The sequence below is a fragment of the Streptomyces coacervatus genome (assembly GCF_029223485.1).
Taxonomy (GTDB): domain Bacteria; phylum Actinomycetota; class Actinomycetes; order Streptomycetales; family Streptomycetaceae; genus Streptomyces; species Streptomyces coacervatus.
The window spans coordinates 271,836-288,130 of the sequence record NZ_JARHTP010000007.1 but is presented as its reverse complement, the minus strand read 5'-3'; the positions used below and the strand labels follow the sequence as shown (position 1 = coordinate 288,130).

Genomic DNA, 16,295 nt, shown 5'->3' with positions numbered 1-16,295 from the left:
CGCGCGCCCCTACAGCTCCGCGTCGGCGTCCTCGTCCTCGTCCCGGAGCTCCGTGACCCGCTCCAGCAGGATCGCCTCCCAGGCGTGCCTGAGTTGTGACCGCAGCAGCGGCAGGGGGCCGGCGTCACGCCGGTCGAGGCATTCGGCGAGGCGTACGACGGTGTCGCAGCGGGCCAGCCACAGGCCGCGCAGGCAGGGGCGGGCGGCGTAGCCGGCGAGCGTGGCGGCGCGGACCGCGGCCGGGGAGCCGACGGCGATGGCGAGGCCGGCGATGTCCTCGGCCGGGTCGCCGACGGCCGCGTCGGTCCAGTCGAGGATGCCGCGCACCCGGCCGTCGGCGCTGACCACGAGGTGCTCGCCCCTGAGGTCGTGATGGACGAGGACCGCGGTGGCGGGCTGCGCGGCGAGCTGGACGGCGGCCTGCGGGGTGAGCTGGTGGAGGCGGACGGGGTCGAACTCGTCGGCCGCGGCAAGGCGTTCGGCGGCGCGCCCGGCGGCCCGGCGCAACGCCTCCAGGGAGCGCGGGGCGGTGCGCGGCACGCCGAGTGTCTCGGCCTGCCGTGCGGGCACCTCGCGCAGCCCGGTGAGCAGCCCCGCGAGGTCGGCCTCGCCGACGGCGGACACGTCGTGCTCCTCGGCCGTGCCGCCGGGCACCTTGGTGTCGAGCGTGTACGTCAGCCCGGGCGCCCACTCGCCGTGCGCGACGCTGGTCGGCACGGCGAGGGGCAGATGCGGGCGCACGAGGTCGCGCAGGCGCAGTTCGCGGCGCTGGCTGAGGGCGGCCGCGCGGTCGGGGGCGAGGCGCAGCACATGGCGGGTGCCGACCCACCAGGTGGAGTGCCCGCCGCCCTCGGCAACGGGCCGCACCTCGGGCCCGGCGGTGCCGGCCCCGCCTTTTGCGCCGTCCTTGAGCAGGGAACTGACCAGCCGGCGGACGGTGTCCGCGGTGGGTGTCGGTGCCTGGGTCATGGTCGCGCCGTAGTCACTCGAAGGTGTGCTGGGGCTCCTGGGGTCGCTCAGTCCACTATGACCATCTCGCGGTCGGTGTTGTTGAGACGGCGGCCGCCGTCCTCGGTGACCGTGACGATGTCCTCGATGCGCACGCCGAAACGGCCGGGCAGATAGACGCCGGGCTCCACGGAGAAGCACATGCCGGGCACGAGGGGCTGCCGTTCGCCCTCGATCATGTACGGCGGCTCGTGCGTGGTGACGCCGATGCCGTGCCCGGTGCGGTGGATGAAGTACTCGCCGTACCCGGCCTCCGCGATGACCGCGCGGGCGGCCCGGTCGACCTCCTGGCAGGCGGCTCCGGGCTGCACCGCCCTGAAGCCCGCCTCCTGGGCCTCGCGCACCAGGTCGTGCACCCTGCGCTCCTCGTCGGTGGGCTCTCCGACGTGGACCGTGCGGGAGGTGTCGGAGCCGTAGCCGTCCTTGAGTCCGCCGAAGTCGAGGACGACCATGTCGCCGTGTTCGATGACGCGGTCGCCCACCTCGTGGTGCGGGTTGGCGCCGTTCGGGCCGGAGGCGACGATGGTGAAGTCGACCTGGGAGTGGCCGAACTGCCGCAGCAGGTCGGCGAGGTCGCCGCCGACGTCGGACTCCTTGCGGCCGGCGAAGGGAACCTTCCGGATCTCCTCGAACGTTGCATCTGCGGCCGCGCCCGCGGCCGCCATCAGTTCCAGTTCCGCGGTGTCCTTGACGGCGCGGAGCATCGGCAGGGCGTCCGTGAGGGACGCGTAGACGGTGCCGGGCAGCGCCCGCTGCAGTCCGAGGAGGTGCATCGCCCAGGCGTTGTCGCTGATGCCGAAGCGGCCGGTGCCGGCGAGCAGGGCTGCGGTCGCGGCGTAGGGGTCCTTGCCGTCGGTCCAGTCACGCAGGGCCAGGGCGGGCGCGCCGACGGCCTCTGCGGCGTCCGGGGCCTCCAGGGTGGGGACCACCAGGACGGGGGCCCGTCCCTGGACGAGGACCAGCAGGGTGAGCCGTTCGGTGACCGCGGTGGGCGTGTAGCCGGTCAGCCACACCAGGTCCGGGCCGGGTGCCACCAGGAGCCCGGCGAGACCGGCGGCGGTGGCGGCCCGCGCGGCGCGGTCCATGCGGGCCCGGTAGTCGTCGGCGGTGAAGGGCGCGCGCGTGCTGCCGGTCATCCGGGCCTCCCTGGGCGGGTGAAGGGACCACTAGGGACTACGGGCAGCATCCTGCCCGTACCGCGGGGGCGGCGCGACCGGTCTACAGGTTGGGGACCAGTGATTTCCCCCCGCATTAATAGCTACAGCACGCCAGACCATTAGCGCTAACGGTTAGATGCCTCCATACCGTTAATCGCCGACTGGTGTGCAACCGGCTGCGGGAGTTGCCGGGGCGTGTGGACGCGCCCTTCCCGGTGCTGACCTGCCCGGGCAACCACAACAGCCGGGCGCCGTATCGCAAGGCCCTGCTGGGGCAGCCCGCGGCCGACGGGCCGGGCAACAGCGTGCGGGCCGGGCTGGTCACCGGCCATGCGCACACGCCTGCCGCGAGCGTGTTCGCCGGGTGGTCACGTGACGACGCCCGGGAGTGCCGTCAACTGCTGGTAGCCGCCGCTTCGGTGACGGACCGTCAGTGTGACTCCGGCGCCGGGGCGGGCGCAGGCGACGGCGCGCGCGAGGTCGGCGGCCGAGTCGATACGGGTCCTGTCGAACGCGAGGAGTACGTCTCCTCGGACGAGACCCGCCGTATAGCCCGGGCCGGGCACATGGACGCCGACGACCTGTGCGCCCGCCTTCTCGGCGTCCACGACCTCCAGGCCCAGGGACGCGACAGCGGGCGCCAGGGGCGGCGGGACGGTCGGTGGCGTGGTGGGACTGGGGTGCGCCGTGGCCGACGGGCTGCCCGGGGCCTGCGCCTGGCGTTGCAGGTCGGCGAGTTTGCTCATGCCGATCACCGTGGCGCCGACCGTGCCGAGACCGACCCCGGACAGCACCAGGACCGTTCCGGCGAACAGGCCGAACAGCACGGCCCTGAGCCGTCGGCCGCGCCGGGGCACGGCGTGCGGGCGCCGGGCGGTGCCGGGCTCGGTGCCGCCGCCGGGCTCCCCACCGGGCATCGGCTTGGGACGCAACGCAGTCTGTTCCATGGATCGCCTCCGGCTGGAGCTCTACCCGGAGCCCCGGCGCACGACGAGCCACGAACGAGTGAGACTGCGACGGCTCGCGCCTGCGCCCGAGGTCCGGGCGCAGGCGCGAGTCACGGTGGCAGAGGCCGTCTGTCAGGCCGAGTGACCCTCGCCGTGGCCGTCATGGCCGCCGTGCGCCTCGCCGTGGCCGAACTTCATCGCCTCCTCGGGCATCACGACGAACGGCCGCATCATGCCCATGTCCTCGTGCTCGAGGAGATGGCAGTGGTACATGAACCGGCCGTACGCGCCGTCGAACTTCCCCATCACCCGCAGGATCTGACCGCCCGGCACCCGGAACACGTCCTTGTAGCCGCGTTCATTGGGCGCCAGCGGAAGCTGCGTCGCCGCGTCGAACTTGATCGGCGAACGTGTGCCGCCCACCGCCGGGTCGAAGCCCGAGACGTCGTACGCGTCCCGGCCCAGCAGCTGGAAGTCGGCCAGGTGGATGTGCATCGGGTGGACGATCGGCGCCAGGTTCAGGAAGCTCCACTGCTCGTAGGAGCCCTCGGCGATGGTGAAGCCGAGGCCGTCGTTGAACGTCCGGGACGTGCGCCGGTACGTCTTCGTCGTGCCGTCCGGGAGGGTGAGCTGGATGATGCCGTCCGTGGGGACCTGGATGTCGCCGGGGTCGGTGACCTCGGTCATCTCCCAGATCTCCGGGTGCCCGCCGGCGCCCTTGGTGGCGGGCGGGGTGAGCACGATCAGGCGGTGGCCGTGCGGGATGTCATGGGTGAGGCGGCGGAAGGAGCCGGAGAGCACCTCGGGCAGTTCGAAGGTGTCCGTCTCGCCGCTCTCGCCCACCCGGAACTCCATGACCGCCGGGTAGCGCACGTCGTTCACCGGATCGGGCACGCCCGGGGCCTGTCCGCGCCCCTTGTTGACCAGGCGCAGCTTCTTGCCGGCGAGGCCCCGGAAGTCGACCAGCAGGTCGAAGCGCTCGGCCGGGGCCGCGGTCAGCGTCGGCAGCGCGTCGTCGAAGTCGACCGGGACCGGGCGGGGCAGCAGTCCGCCGTCGCTGCCGATCTGGTGGACGACGCCCGGGACCGGATTGTCGTCCTCGTCGACCAGGACGAGGTTGTAGATGCGCGCGTTGGACGCGTTGACGAGCCGGAAGCGGTACCAGGCGTCGTCCACCTCGGCGTACGGCCAGATGCGGCCGTTGACCGTCGCGTACGGGCCGGTGAACGGGATCGAGACCGGCTTGCCCGTCTCCGGGTTCTGCTGCTGGACGATCACCGTCTTGTGCAGCAGCCGCCCGTTGAGGCGGCCGTCCTCGTCGGTGTCGAGGTTCCGGTCGGCGAGCAGCAGCGGGATCTCCCGCTCCCCGGACGGGAGCCCGAGCGCGTCCTCCTCGTCGTCACGGAGCAGGTAGGTGCCGTACAGGCCCGTGTGCACGTTCCACCGGGTGATGTTCATGGCGTGGTCGTGGTACCACCACTGAACTGCCTGGTGGTCGTTCGGATACTCCGAGAGCTGGGCGTCGCCGTACCCGACAGCGTTGTCGGCCCAGCCGTCGTTGCCGCCGCCCGTCTGTGCTCCGTGCAGGTGCGTCACCGACCAGGCGGGCAGGGCGGAGACGTCCTTGTTCGGTTCGACGCCCTCCCGGCCGGGCTCGGTGGTGGGCGGCGGGGTGCCGGGCGCGCGGACCGGCACCTCCACCGAAGTGACCGGGTATTCGCTGCCCTTGGGAATGCGGTTGGTCCAGGCGATACGGACGCGCTGTCCGCGGCGCACCTCGATGGTCGGGCCGGGTACCTGCCCGTCGTACCCCCACATCAGGGTCGGCGGGAGCTGCGGGTGCAGACGGACCCAGGTCGGGCGCAGGGCGATCTCCGTCTCGCGCAGGACCTCGCCGGATCCGGGACGCAGGACGGGCGGTACGGGTAACGGCGTCACGTACGGCGCCAGTTCGTCCGGAGCCGGCGCCGCTTCCCCCGTGCCGCCCTCGGTGATCCTGTCGATGATGTCGGTCAAGGCTTGAACACCCCCGTGTTCTGTGGTCTGTTCCCCTTGCCTCAGAAGACCCCCGACTCATCACCGGAGTTGCCTGAATGACCCGTTCCGGACGCGAAAGTCCGGAAACTGCCGGTGGCTTCAGCGGCTGAAGTTCAGCAGGCTCAGGAGCAGATGTGCCGACTCCGGGTGGCGGATGTCGGAGTGGCCGCCGGAGAAGAAATTCCAGCGGCTGCCGCGGTACACCCGGCTTGCGTCGACCTCCAGGAGCAGATGCCTCAAGTCCCTTTCGTCGTACGGTTCTCCGGTTGCCTGCAGTTCCATCCGGCCGGGTGGCGGCCGGACCCCGCGCACGCCGGTACGGCCGATTCCGGCGGTGCGTTCGGCCAGCCGGTGCCACAGCCCGGTGGCGCGGTCGTGCGAGGAGCGGGTCAGTGTCACCGGGCCGCTGATCGGTGCGGCGGTCATCAACTTCCCGAAGACACCGTCCGTGCCGAACGAGTCGGGGCGGGCGGCCATCTGGAAGACGAGAAGGTTGTCGACCGTGTAGGGGTAGCGCGGATCCACCCGGACCGGCGCCGCCACACCCGCGCCCGCCAGGGCGCTCTCCTGGATCGCCTGGCACAGCACCCGCCCGCCGAAGGAGTGCCCCACGCAGGTGAGGTACTGGCCGCCCGCCGTGCCCGCCGTGCCGCCACCCGGCTTGTTCCGCTCGGCGTTGAGGTAGCCGAGCAGCGCGGCGACGACATGGGCGGCGTTGCCGTCCACTCCGCTGGTGAGGGCGTGGGCGCGCTTCTTGATGCGCTGGTACCCCCACAGGAACGGCGTGCTGCGGGAGGGCCAGAACAGCACCACGTACAGCCGGCGGTGTGGTTCGGTGCACAGCGCGGGGTAGACATGGGGCTGCTCGCGCAGCAGGCGTTCGGCATCCGTGAACAGCCACTGGGCGGTGCGCACGGCCCGGGCCGGCCGGGTGTTCCAGCCGTGCACGAAGAGCACCACGTCGTGGATGTCCGGCCCCAGCGGCACGGCGTCGGCGATCACGGCCGCGATGCGGTGCTCCTCGACGTACCGTTTCGTCCCTTTCTCTCCCTTGGCCCGCGGTTCCAGCAGCCGTCCCTTGCGGTCGAGGGCCAGTGTGACGATGGGGGGCCTCAGGCTGCCATGCCGCAGTTGTGCTTGCCGAGGGTCATGGGACACGGGTCCTCCCGGCACAGATGGGTGTCCAGGTTGCGGTGGACGCAGTAGAGCAGGGCCAGCGGGTTGTCCATCTCGTCGAGGAAGTACCGGGCAAGCCGCTGGACGATGGTGCCGACGTCCATGCCGGCCCGCTCCCCGTCCGCCAGGAAGTCGTCGAGGAAGCGGGATCCGTACTCGCCGAGGAACCGGATGGGCACCTCGGTCTCGGGTGCGGCCAGGGCGCTGAACCAGCCGATCTGCTTGAGTTCGTCGACGAAGCCGGGGCCCTTGCGGCGCGTGCGCAGTCCTCCTCGGCACGTGTTGAGCAGGGCGAGTTTGGGCGCACTGGCGCAGGCTCCCCAGTTGGCGGCCTCTCGCTGGCCGAGCCGTGCCTCGTCGCCCCGATTCCAGTTCAGGAAGAGCATGGGGCCGTGCTTGTCGTCGTATGCGCAGTGGCAGGCGAGATAGAGCAGATGGACCCCGTCGGCGCCGTCGGTGAGAAGTTGCTTCACCTTGCCCGGGGTGTCGTACAGGGTGAGCCTGGCGGAGGCGCGCTTCACGACGTTCTCCACCGGCCCGAACGACGAGGCCCTGGTCCGGGTGCGGGGGTGAATCGGCGCCTGGTCGTCCAGCGCGGGATCGACGACGGCCGCGACGAGCGGACGCTCATGAGGGGCCAGGCGGATCTGCACGTCCAGGTTGTCGGGGCCGCCGCGGACCTCGATCTGATGGCGGTAGCCGAGGAACCAGTTCTTGCCGGGCTCCGTTTCCTCACCCGGCGGCGGCACGCACAGCACGGGCCAGGGCGCCCGGAAGTCGTCGGGCCGGACCTCGATGCGCAGCCCCCTGCCGTCGCACCCTTCGCGGTTGAGCGCCCTGCAGAGCGTGTCGCGCAACTCGGCCATGTCCGCGGCCATGCACTGACGGCGCCCGAAGAGCAGGTTGAAGGTGTCACGGCCCTTCTCGGCCAACGAGGGCAGCATGTCGCGGCACGGCTTCCAGTGACAGTCCGAGAAGTCGACCTCCGCGAAGAACGGGCGGTTCCTCGGGTGTGCGTCCTCGGCGTCCGCCGGGCGCGGCTTGTGGATCTCGTCCTCCCACTCCTGCCGCAACAGGTCCATGGCGTTGCTCAGTGCCTTGGCGCCGTAGGCCTCGGCGCGGCAGCTGTTGCCGTTGGGCAGGATCTCGCCCCGGAGTTCCAGTTCGTAGTGGTTCCTGTGCAGTGCCCTGCGGATAGTGAGGGTCAGGTCACGACGGCGGTCCTGCGCAAGGTGTCCCCGCGACAGCCGGTCGGTCGTGTCGCTCTTCACCCTGGTGTCGAGGGTCGTCTCCCTCTCGCCCGACGGCTTGCCCGGCCACATCATGCGTCCTTCACCTCCACCTCGCACTCGATCTCCTGCAACACGGAGCCGTTGCTCTCGGCGAGCAGTGTGAACCGCATCTCCTGCCGGCCCGACAGCCGGGGTGTCAGCTCGACCTCGCCGGACAGCCCGCCTTGACGCAGTGGCGGCAGCAGCTGGTCGAAAGGCTCTATCTCGGCGCACGGAGCCATGGTCATGAGCCGCAGTTCATGGCCCTGCTCCCCGCGTGTGCTCTCCAGCAGGTGCGCGAAATCGGGATCGAGCTGCACCTCCAGCCGTACCTTGAAGGGCTGCGCCCGCACCACCGGCACCGATCCGACGACCACCGGCTGGATGGTGCAGTGCGATTGCAGGACCGAGTCCGGGTTGCGGTTCTGGTCCGGCTCCTCGCCCAGTGTCCGACGCACCATGTCTGCTTTCCTCTCATTGCCGAGCTGCCGGAAGGCCTCCCGGACACGCTGGAGCCGTGCGCGTCGCTTCTTGCGGGGCATCGCCTCCGACGTGGCACGTTCCCAGGCCACGCACGCCGCGCCGTACCGATCCCCCATGGTGTCGAACAGGGCCTCCGACTCGGCCAGTTCGGCGTTTCGCTGCTCCGCCTCGTCCGGATTGCGGAGACTGCGCGCGTACTCGAAGTGGGTCCACGCGAGGGCGCGCCGGTCGGGGCAGGCCTGTTCGCCCTCCACTCCGCCGGAGCCGGCGGTGAGCGCTGCGAGTGCCTGGTGCAGCATCTGCCGGGCGGTGGCCGGGTCACGGTTCATCTCGATACGGCCGCGCTCCAGCCGTACGCAGGCGAGACCGGACCGGTCACCCGTCCGTTCGAATCCCCAGGCCGCCTCGTCGAGCAGCCTCCGGGGCTCCCTCGTCCGATCCAGCGCTCCCTGTGCCTGCTGCTGTTCCTCCTGCTCGCACCTCTCGCGCAGACATGCGGCGAGCACGACCTTGGCCCAGGCGCCTCCCCGCAGATTGCCGTGCGCCTCGTGCAGTCGGATGCTCTGGTCGAGGCAGTCCTTGGCCTCCTCGAAGGCACCGACATCCGTGTACAGGGCGCCCAGGCTGTGCAGCACCCAGGCCTCGCGGCTGTTCGGGTCCCGCTCCTGCCGTCGGATGGACTCCTCCAGGAGTTCCTGCGCCCAGCGCAGATGACGCATCGCCAGGGCGAAGTCGCCCATGCAGTGCAGGGTCACGCCCATGTGCCGGGTCGCCCAGGCCTCCGCGACCAGGTCGCCGACGGCCGCGTACTGCTCTCGTACGTCGCGGAGTTGGAGGTACGACTGGCGCAGCTGGCCGTCCTTGCGGGCCAGGATGCCCACGGCCAGTCCGACGACGCACAGGATCCTGGCCAGCACGGGCGACTCCGGGTCCTCGCTCTCCTGGCCCTCACGGCCCACCACGTCCGCCAGCATCGCCAGGCTGCCGAAGTCGCCGGTGGTGACGAAGAAGGTGCACAGGGTCTTGACGACGTCGTAGGTGATGCCGGGGTCGATCCGCTCGGCGATCTGCAGGCTGCGCATGATCGCGCCGCGTTCCTCCTCCAGCCAGAGCCGGGCCGAGGCGGGGCCGGAGAACGGCGAGAGCGGGCTGACGGCCTGGCCGTCCAGACAGGACTGGGCGGCGAGGGTGAGCCGGCGGTAGGCGGCGAGCAGTCGCAGTGCGGCTTCCTCGTCGCACTCGACGTCCTCGTAGTCCTTCTGTGAGACGGACAGCTGTGCGGCGGCGAACTTCCGCACGGCCGACGCTATGCGGAACCTCTGATGGTGCTGACGTTCCAGGAAGTGCAGATCGGCCAGTTCGTCGAGGACCCGTGTGGTGTCCCGCACGGTGTCGGCCCGTGGCGTGCCGGCCCGCCCGTGGTCGGTCAGGGCGGCGGCGGTGTAGGCGTTGACGGTGGAGGTCTCCGGGAGCGCAAGATGCTGCAGGAGGTCCCGTTGAAGGGGTTCAAGGAGATCGTCGTAGGCCCAGCTCAGGACGGTGTCCATCGGCAGGTCGTACGACTGCTTGCTGGGACGGAGCCAGCGCTTTTGCTGCTCGCTCTGCCTCCTGCGCAACTCGGCCACGAACCGGCCGCCGGACATCCCCGTATGGTGCGCGCAGAGAGCCCCGGCGAGTTTCACGGCGAGCGGCCGCCGTTCGCAGACGTCGACGATCTCGGCGATCCGCAGGTCCTCGGGCAGTGGGCGCGCCCCGCCGACGGCCGCCGCGAAGATCTCCGCGCACTCGCTCGCGTCGGGTCCCTTCACATGGACCTGCTGGACCTTCTCGGGTTCGAGCCCGAGCTGTCCGTCGTAGGGCTGCAGGCTGGTCGCGATCACCAGCCCCTGCGGACCGGCCGGCAGCAACGGCCTGACCTGGGACCAGTCCGTCACGTCGTCCAGCAGCAGCACCGTGCGGACGTTGCGGGTGACCTTGGCGTAGTCCTCGACGAGATGGTCCGCATCCGTCTCCAGGGGCAGCACGGCCCGGGCTCCGAGCATGCGCAGCAGCTCGCGGTACTCATTGGCCGGCCCCCTGGGGGTGCGCCCGGGCCTCAGTTCGAGGACGACGGCGCCCTCGTCCTCCTGCAGGACGTGTGCGGCGAGGTCGGCCCGGGTGAACTTGCCGATGCCGGGCGGGCCGTGCAGCACGATCACGGCGGGCCCCCGGCCGTCCAGGGCGCGGGCCTGCTGCAGCACCTCCCGCAGCACTCCGTCGCTGTCGTCGACGTCCCCCGTCGTCGACCTGCCCCGCGTCGGCTGCGGTCCGGCGGACTCCGATAACCGTGCCAGGCTCACCGATGCCGTACGTGCCATGTCGTTCCCCCCGAAGCACGGTCGGCGGCCCGTACGATCCCGGGCCTTTGGGCTGGTATACCCGAGAAGACGCCCGGGTGTCCCCATGTAGTACCCAATAAAGGCCCCGAATCTGCAACAGTTCGTCACACAAGCTTCATTTGACTCCTGTGACGGCTCGGTCCGGCGCAAAACCATGGGTGCGGCGGGCCAGGTAGGCGGACTTGTAACGGTCCACCATGCGATGCCAGTTGAGGATGCCCGTCATCCAGTTCTGCAGGTCCTTCACATAGCCCTCCATCACCTCGCGTGCCTCGTCCGTGAGGTCGAAGTCGTCGTAGACAACGGGTAGTTCGTGCGCGGCGATGTGTTCGAACTGCTGCATGCGCTGGGTCATCAGGTCGTGGACGACCAGGAGCGCGGTCGGATAGTCGATGCCGAAGAAGTTCTGCACGACGAGGATCGCGTTGTGGATCTCGCCCTCGTACTCGATCTCCTTCTGGTACGAGAAGACGTCGTTGATGAGCCACCCGTAGTCGATGGCGGCGTTCTCCAGGGCGCGGACGGTGCCGCTGCGGTAGACCTCGGGCGGGACGGCGGGGCCGTGGCCCATCCGGCACATGCTCAGAGTGAGGTCGGAGCCGAAGGTGGCGCGGCGCATCTCCAGGTAGTCGACCGGGTCGGGGATGCGGTTCTGCAGCTGGTTGGACAGCTCCCACACCCAGCTCTCGGTCATGACGTTCACCGAGTCCTTGAGGGTGCGCCGCTGGTCGGGGGTCATCCGTGCCGTGGTGCGCGCCCACAGGTCGGTGAGGCCGCGCTCCATGCCGTTGAGCGGCGCGGGGACCTCCTCGCCGTCGACGGGCATGCAGTCCGACAGCCGCCGGGTGGTCAGCCGGGCAGCCGCCAGGTCGCGGCGGTGGCCGTACACGAGCGGGTAGTAGTCGTCTCCGTACGTCCCCCAGGCGAGCCACTGCGAACTCAGGTCCAGGGCCTCGGGTGTCGCGTCCGGGTCGAGGCCCGCGGAGCACAGCGGAAGGTCGGCGGCGGCGAGTCTGTCCTCGTCCCAGACGCCCTCCTGGAGCATGCCCATGGCGTGCATCCATCCGGTGAGACGGTGCCGGGCGCCTTCCACGTGCGGGCTGAGGGCGACGTCGAAGGGCATGTGGAAGTCGGGCAGCAGGGACGGGCCGACCTTCTGGTACGGCACATGCGTGTACGCGCGCAGGCGCTCGGCGCCGGCCGCCGCGAGCAGGGCGCCGACGTCGGCGGCAGAGGTGCCGGGGCCGGTCAGGCCGTGCCACAGGTTCGTGGACTGCGCACGCGCGTTCATGTAGCGGCTGGAGCGCATGTGCCATTCGTGGCCGCCGGACTGCCAGTCCTGCAGTCCCTGTGTGTACTTGGCGACCGCGGCGACTTCGGGCGGCGTGAGCCCCTTCTCCAGGGCCAGCGCGGGCACTTCGGTGAGGGCGGTGTGCTCGAACTGGTGGAGGCGGGAGGTGAGGACGTCGTTGACGGTGTCGGCGGCCTCCTGGGTGGTGCAGTCGAAGAAGGTCTCCAGGACGAGCACGCCGTTGCTGTTCTCGCCCTCGTCCTCCACCTCGCGCTGGTAGGAGAACAGGTCGTTGCGCAGGTGGACGCCGTCGGAGAACGTCTCCATCAGTACCCTCAGCGGCCTCGACTCGGCGACGGCGGCGGGGACTTCGGCGGTCGCGTACTCCACGAGCCCCGCCGACCAGGGGGCGCCGCCGACCTTGCGGCGCATCTCGATGTACTCGACGGGGTTGGCGATCCGCCCCTCGTTGATGTTGGACAGCTCCCACAGGGACTCGTTGAGGAGGTGCTCGGTGGCGACGGCGAAGCGGCGGCGCCAGTCCACCGACATCGACGGCACCGTACGTGCCCACAGATCGGCGAGTCCGGCCTCGACCGGATTCTGCGGCTCCGGTACGGGAGTTGAGAGATCGAGGGGCATGAACAAGGGCAGCCGGTCCAGATAGGCCTTGCCGCCGACGCGGTCCTGGCTGCGCTTGAAGGTCTCCAGGAAGTGGTCGTCGAAGAAGAAGACCCACACGTACCAGTCGGTGATCAGGGAGAGGGCGGGGCCGTCGCACTCGGGGTGGGTGTAGGCGCAGAGGAGTCCGTAGTCGTGCGCGTCGAGGTCGGACTGCTCCCAGATCCCGGACCCCTCCAGCATGCCCATCCCGCGTGCCCACTCGGTCGAGTGCGCCCGCGCCTCGTCGAGATGCGGGTTCAGCCGCGCGGGATACGGCATGTAGAAGTGCGGGAGTTCGAAGGGCTGCTGCGTCATGGCCGGGCCCTACCCGGGGCCCTCCGGGGCCATCCGCGAGCCCAGACATGATCACACCATCGCGTGAATCCGGCGCACGTCGGCAGGGCCTACGGCTGACCTGCGGTACGCGGCCTCATCCGCCCCGTACCGCCCGCCCCACCTCCGCCCGCAGCGCCACGAACTCGGGCAGGCCCCGGGTGGCGATCTGGTCGCGCTTGCCGGGGAGTTCGACGGGCAGGTCGAGGACGATGCCGGAGGCAGGGGCCGGGGACAGGACCACGACGCGGTCGCCGACGTAGACGCTCTCGTCGATGTCATGGGTGACGAAGACGATGGTCGTGCCCTCGGTGCGGTGGACTTCCAGGAGGAGGTCCTCCAGGTCCTCGCGGGTCTGGGCGTCCAGGGAGCCGAAGGGTTCGTCCATGAGCAGCAGGGAGGGGCGGCAGACCAGGGCGCGGGCGATGGCGACGCGTTGCTGCATGCCGCCGGAGAGCTGCCAGGGGTGGCGGCGGCCGGCTCCGTCGAGGCCGACGCGCTCCAGGATGCGCTCGGCCTCCGCGCGGCGCTCGGACCGGGGGAGGTCGCTGCGGCGCAGTGGGAGGGCGACGTTGTCGCGGACCGTGAGCCAGGGGAAGAGGGAGCGCCCGTAGTCCTGGAAGACGACGGCCAGGCGGTCGGGGACGCCGGTGACCGGGGTGCCGTCGACGGTGACGGTGCCCTCGCGTGCGGGCTGCAGTCCCGCGATGATGCGCAGGAGGGTGGACTTGCCGCAGCCCGACGGGCCCACGACACAAAGGAGTTGGCCGTCGGGGACGGTGAGGGTGATGTCGTGCAGGACGCGTTGGTCGCCGTAGCGCTGGCCGAGGGAGTCGAGGCGGAGCGTCATGCCGTGCTCCTTCCCCGTCCGATTCCCTGTCCGGCGATCCGTCTCTCGACCGCCAGCAGGGCGGTGTTGAGGACGTACCCGAGGACGCCGAGGAGGAGCAGCGCGGCCCATACGGTGAGCAGGTCGGAGCGGGACTGGGCGTCGGTGAGGGTGTAGCCGATGCCGTTGGCGGTGCCGGGCAGCAGTTCCGAGAACACCATGAGGATGAGGGAGAGCGAGAGGCTGAGGCGCAGGCCCGCGAAGATACGGGGCAGGGCGGAGGGCAGGAGCAGGAAGAGGAGCCGTTCGAGGGGATTCAGGCGTACGACGGCGGCGACGTCCAGCCGCAGCGGGTCCGTATTGCGCACGCCTTCCGCGGTGTTGACCAGCACCGGCCAGACGGCGCTGAAGGCGATCGACGCGATCTGCATCGGCGTACCGAAGTCGAGGACGACGACGAAGACGGGCACCAGTGCGGGCGGCGGCACGGCCCGCGCGAACTGCAGGACCGGGTTGCACAGCGCGTACACCCACCGGGACCGCCCGACCGCGACTCCGACTCCGATCCCGGCCACGGCGGCGATCCCGAACCCGGCCGCCATCCGTCCGATGCTCGGCAGTACGTCCCCCACGGCGGCCTCGGTGAGAAACGCGCGCCGGACCGGCCCGGAGAACCACAACTCGTAGGCGCGGTGCGCGATTCGGCCCGGGGGCGGGAAGTAGACGCTGCCGTGGGCCTGGGCGGCCGCCTGCCACACGGCCAGGGCGAGGAAGAGGACGAGCAGGCGGAGGAGGAGGTGACGGGCCGGGGTGGCAGCGGATGTCGCGGGCCGCCGGAAGCCAGGGACGGTCGAACCGTCGGGGAGGGTCGGCGGCGCCTCGTCCGTTCCGTCCGGCGCCTCGGGCGCCTGCGGATACGTCGCGTCCCCGGCCGGAGGCCCCCCGGCATCCGCATCCCGGCCGTCGTTCATGTGCCCGTCCTCCGTCCGGCCGTGGCTCTCCGCTCCGGTGTCCACGGGAACAACCGGCGTTCGCCCCACATCAGGACGCCGTTGATGACGAGGCCGAGGGCGCCCGCCCACACCACGCCGGCCAGGACGTCCCGGGTGCCGTCGGTGGCGAGGCCCGCCTGGGCGATGAAGATGCCGAGGCCCTCGCCGAAGCCGGAGAGGAGTTCGGTGGCCACGGCGAGGATGAGGGCGATGGCCGCCGAGATACGGATTCCGGCGGCGATGAACGGGGCCGTGCCGGGCAGTTCGACCCGCAGCAGGACCGAGAGCCGGCCGAAGCCGAAGGCGCGCAGGGTGTCCTTGGCGAGCGGGTCGGTCTCGCCGAGGCCGTAGACCGTGTTGAAGAGAACGGGCCAGACCGACGCGTAGGTGATCAGGGCGACCTTGGTCTCGGTGCCGGTGCCGAGGAGCAGGGAGACCAGGGGGATCAGCGCGACCGACGGCAGCGGCCGCAGGAATTCGACGATCACGCGTACGGCGGAGTCGACGACGGGCACGCTGCCGAGCAGCAGACCGAGCGGGACGGCGATCGCGACGGCGAGGCCGAGCCCCAGCGCCCAGGCCCGCAGGGTCGCACCGACCCCGTCCAGGAAGGCGCCGTCGCCCGCCAACTCCACGGCGCGGACGAGGACTTCGGAGGCGGGCGAAAGGTAGCTGCGCCGTACGAGGCCTGCCCGGCCGACCGCCTCGCAGACCCCGAAGGCCAGCAGCACCCCGAGCAGGCCCAGCCACAGCTCCTGACGTCGTTTCAGCTGCTTCACCTCACGTACGGCCGCTTCACTTGACGAGCAGCGTCGCCGGGTCGATGGCTTTCTTCAACAGCCCCTGTTTCGCCATGAGTTCGGTCAGCCGCCGCAGCTGTGCGGCATCGGCGGCGGCCGGATAGACCGGCAGCCCGATCGACCTGGCCTGGTCGGCGGTCACCTTGGTGTACTTGGGCAGTTCCGCGCGTACGGCGCTCGGGTCCTGTGCCGCTATCTTCGAAGCGGCCTCGATGGCACGGCGGAAGGCCGCCGCCTCCTTGGGGTGCCCGGCGGCGAACTTCTGCGTGGTGACGTACCCGCTGATGGGCAGCGACCGGACGGGCGCCGACCCGCCGTCCAGCAGCACCCTCGCCTTCAACTCCCCCTGGATCGCGCTGTCGAACGGCTCCACCGCGTGCACGGCGTCCACCTGCCCCCGCTCCAGGGCGGGCCCCATCTGCGGGAAGGCGATCTGCCGGTACACGGGCCGGCCGACGCCCTGTGCGTCGAGGATCGCGTTGAGTGTCAGCGACTGGATGTTGTTGAGGATGTTGACGGCGACCTTCTTGCCCGCGAGGTCGGCGACGCTCTTGATGCCCGAGTCCTTCGGTACGAGTACGTCCATCATGTGCGGCGCGACCCGTACACCCTCGGCGAGGATGCGGAGGTCGAGGGTGCCCTTCTCGTCGGCCTGCAGGAACGTCACGTAGTTCGCGCTCGCGATCACGTCGACCTGCCCGTTGGCCAGGGCGGGCAGCGCCTGGATGCTCTGCTGAACGGGCTGGATCGTGACGTCCAGCCCCTCCTTCGTGAACAGCCCGCGGTCCCGTGCGAGGTAGAGCGCTGCGGAGTCCGTCAGTGGCAGGGCGGCCACGGTGATCTTTGTGCGTCCGCCCGCGGAGGTGGAGCCCCCGCCGTCGTCGCCGCAGGCCGCGAGGAGCAGTGTCAGGGCGGCCGCGACGGCCACCG

At 70.8% G+C, this 16,295-nt stretch carries 12 protein-coding genes and 1 tRNA gene; all 13 read right to left on the bottom strand.

Annotated features, from left to right (window positions below; genetic code table 11):
• Positions 1-9: 9 nt before the first annotated feature.
• On the bottom strand, positions 10-348 hold the full coding sequence (locus P2Q00_RS19440; protein WP_275773849.1) for a phosphotransferase: 339 nt from the start codon (positions 346-348) through the stop codon (positions 10-12).
• Positions 349-433: 85 nt separating this feature from the next.
• Positions 434-514: transfer RNA gene (locus P2Q00_RS19435), tRNA-OTHER, on the bottom strand.
• 502 nt (positions 515-1,016) lie between these two features.
• Positions 1,017-2,144 carry an aminopeptidase P family protein gene (locus tag P2Q00_RS19430; RefSeq protein WP_275773848.1) on the bottom strand — a complete coding sequence of 376 codons (1,128 nt, stop codon included), beginning with the start codon at positions 2,142-2,144 and terminating at the stop codon, positions 1,017-1,019.
• Between the two features lie 389 nt (positions 2,145-2,533).
• Positions 2,534-3,112, bottom strand: a complete 579-nt coding sequence (locus P2Q00_RS19420) for a PDZ domain-containing protein (protein ID WP_275773847.1) — start codon at positions 3,110-3,112, stop codon at positions 2,534-2,536.
• Between the two features lie 132 nt (positions 3,113-3,244).
• Positions 3,245-5,128: an O-aminophenol oxidase PhsA gene (gene phsA / locus P2Q00_RS19415; RefSeq protein WP_425579519.1), complete on the bottom strand. Its 1,884-nt coding sequence runs from the start codon at positions 5,126-5,128 to the stop codon at positions 3,245-3,247.
• Between the two features lie 120 nt (positions 5,129-5,248).
• Entirely contained in the window at positions 5,249-6,307 is a 1,059-nt protein-coding gene (locus P2Q00_RS19410; RefSeq protein WP_275773846.1) for an alpha/beta hydrolase family protein, read from the bottom strand.
• Entirely contained in the window at positions 6,262-7,650 is a 1,389-nt protein-coding gene (locus tag P2Q00_RS19405; RefSeq protein WP_275773845.1) for a hypothetical protein, read from the bottom strand. The genes P2Q00_RS19410 and P2Q00_RS19405 overlap by 46 nt, the downstream gene beginning before the upstream one ends.
• The gene (locus P2Q00_RS19400; protein WP_275773844.1) at positions 7,647-10,436 is read right to left on the bottom strand and encodes a tetratricopeptide repeat protein; all 2,790 of its coding nucleotides are present in this window, start codon (positions 10,434-10,436) and stop codon (positions 7,647-7,649) included. The genes P2Q00_RS19405 and P2Q00_RS19400 overlap by 4 nt, the downstream gene beginning before the upstream one ends.
• Before the next feature lie 136 nt (positions 10,437-10,572).
• Positions 10,573-12,726 (bottom strand): germacradienol/geosmin synthase Cyc2, encoded by a 2,154-nt coding sequence (gene cyc2 / locus P2Q00_RS19395; protein WP_275773843.1) that lies wholly within the window; start codon positions 12,724-12,726, stop codon positions 10,573-10,575.
• Positions 12,727-12,841: 115 nt separating this feature from the next.
• A complete protein-coding gene (locus P2Q00_RS19390; RefSeq protein ID WP_275773842.1) occupies positions 12,842-13,594 on the bottom strand; it encodes an ABC transporter ATP-binding protein in 753 nt (250 codons plus the stop codon).
• A complete protein-coding gene (locus P2Q00_RS19385; RefSeq protein WP_275773841.1) occupies positions 13,591-14,544 on the bottom strand; it encodes an ABC transporter permease in 954 nt (317 codons plus the stop codon). The genes P2Q00_RS19390 and P2Q00_RS19385 overlap by 4 nt, the downstream gene beginning before the upstream one ends.
• Complete coding sequence (locus tag P2Q00_RS19380) at positions 14,541-15,344, bottom strand: ABC transporter permease (protein WP_275773840.1); 804 nt, start codon at positions 15,342-15,344, stop codon at positions 14,541-14,543. The genes P2Q00_RS19385 and P2Q00_RS19380 overlap by 4 nt, the downstream gene beginning before the upstream one ends.
• Before the next feature lie 16 nt (positions 15,345-15,360).
• Positions 15,361-16,293, bottom strand: coding sequence for an ABC transporter substrate-binding protein (locus P2Q00_RS19375; RefSeq protein ID WP_275773839.1), 933 nt, complete (start codon positions 16,291-16,293; stop codon positions 15,361-15,363).
• Positions 16,294-16,295 lie beyond the last annotated feature (2 nt).

Coding starts and splice junctions, on each gene's coding strand:
- P2Q00_RS19430 (WP_275773848.1), bottom strand. CDS start 2,144: ATGACCGGCAGCACGCGCGCGCCCTTCACCGCCGACGACTACCGGGCC.
- P2Q00_RS19420 (WP_275773847.1), bottom strand. CDS start 3,112: ATGGAACAGACTGCGTTGCGTCCCAAGCCGATGCCCGGTGGGGAGCCC.
- P2Q00_RS19405 (WP_275773845.1), bottom strand. CDS start 7,650: ATGATGTGGCCGGGCAAGCCGTCGGGCGAGAGGGAGACGACCCTCGAC.
- P2Q00_RS19400 (WP_275773844.1), bottom strand. CDS start 10,436: ATGGCACGTACGGCATCGGTGAGCCTGGCACGGTTATCGGAGTCCGCC.
- cyc2 (WP_275773843.1), bottom strand. CDS start 12,726: ATGACGCAGCAGCCCTTCGAACTCCCGCACTTCTACATGCCGTATCCC.
- P2Q00_RS19390 (WP_275773842.1), bottom strand. CDS start 13,594: ATGACGCTCCGCCTCGACTCCCTCGGCCAGCGCTACGGCGACCAACGC.
- P2Q00_RS19385 (WP_275773841.1), bottom strand. CDS start 14,544: ATGAACGACGGCCGGGATGCGGATGCCGGGGGGCCTCCGGCCGGGGAC.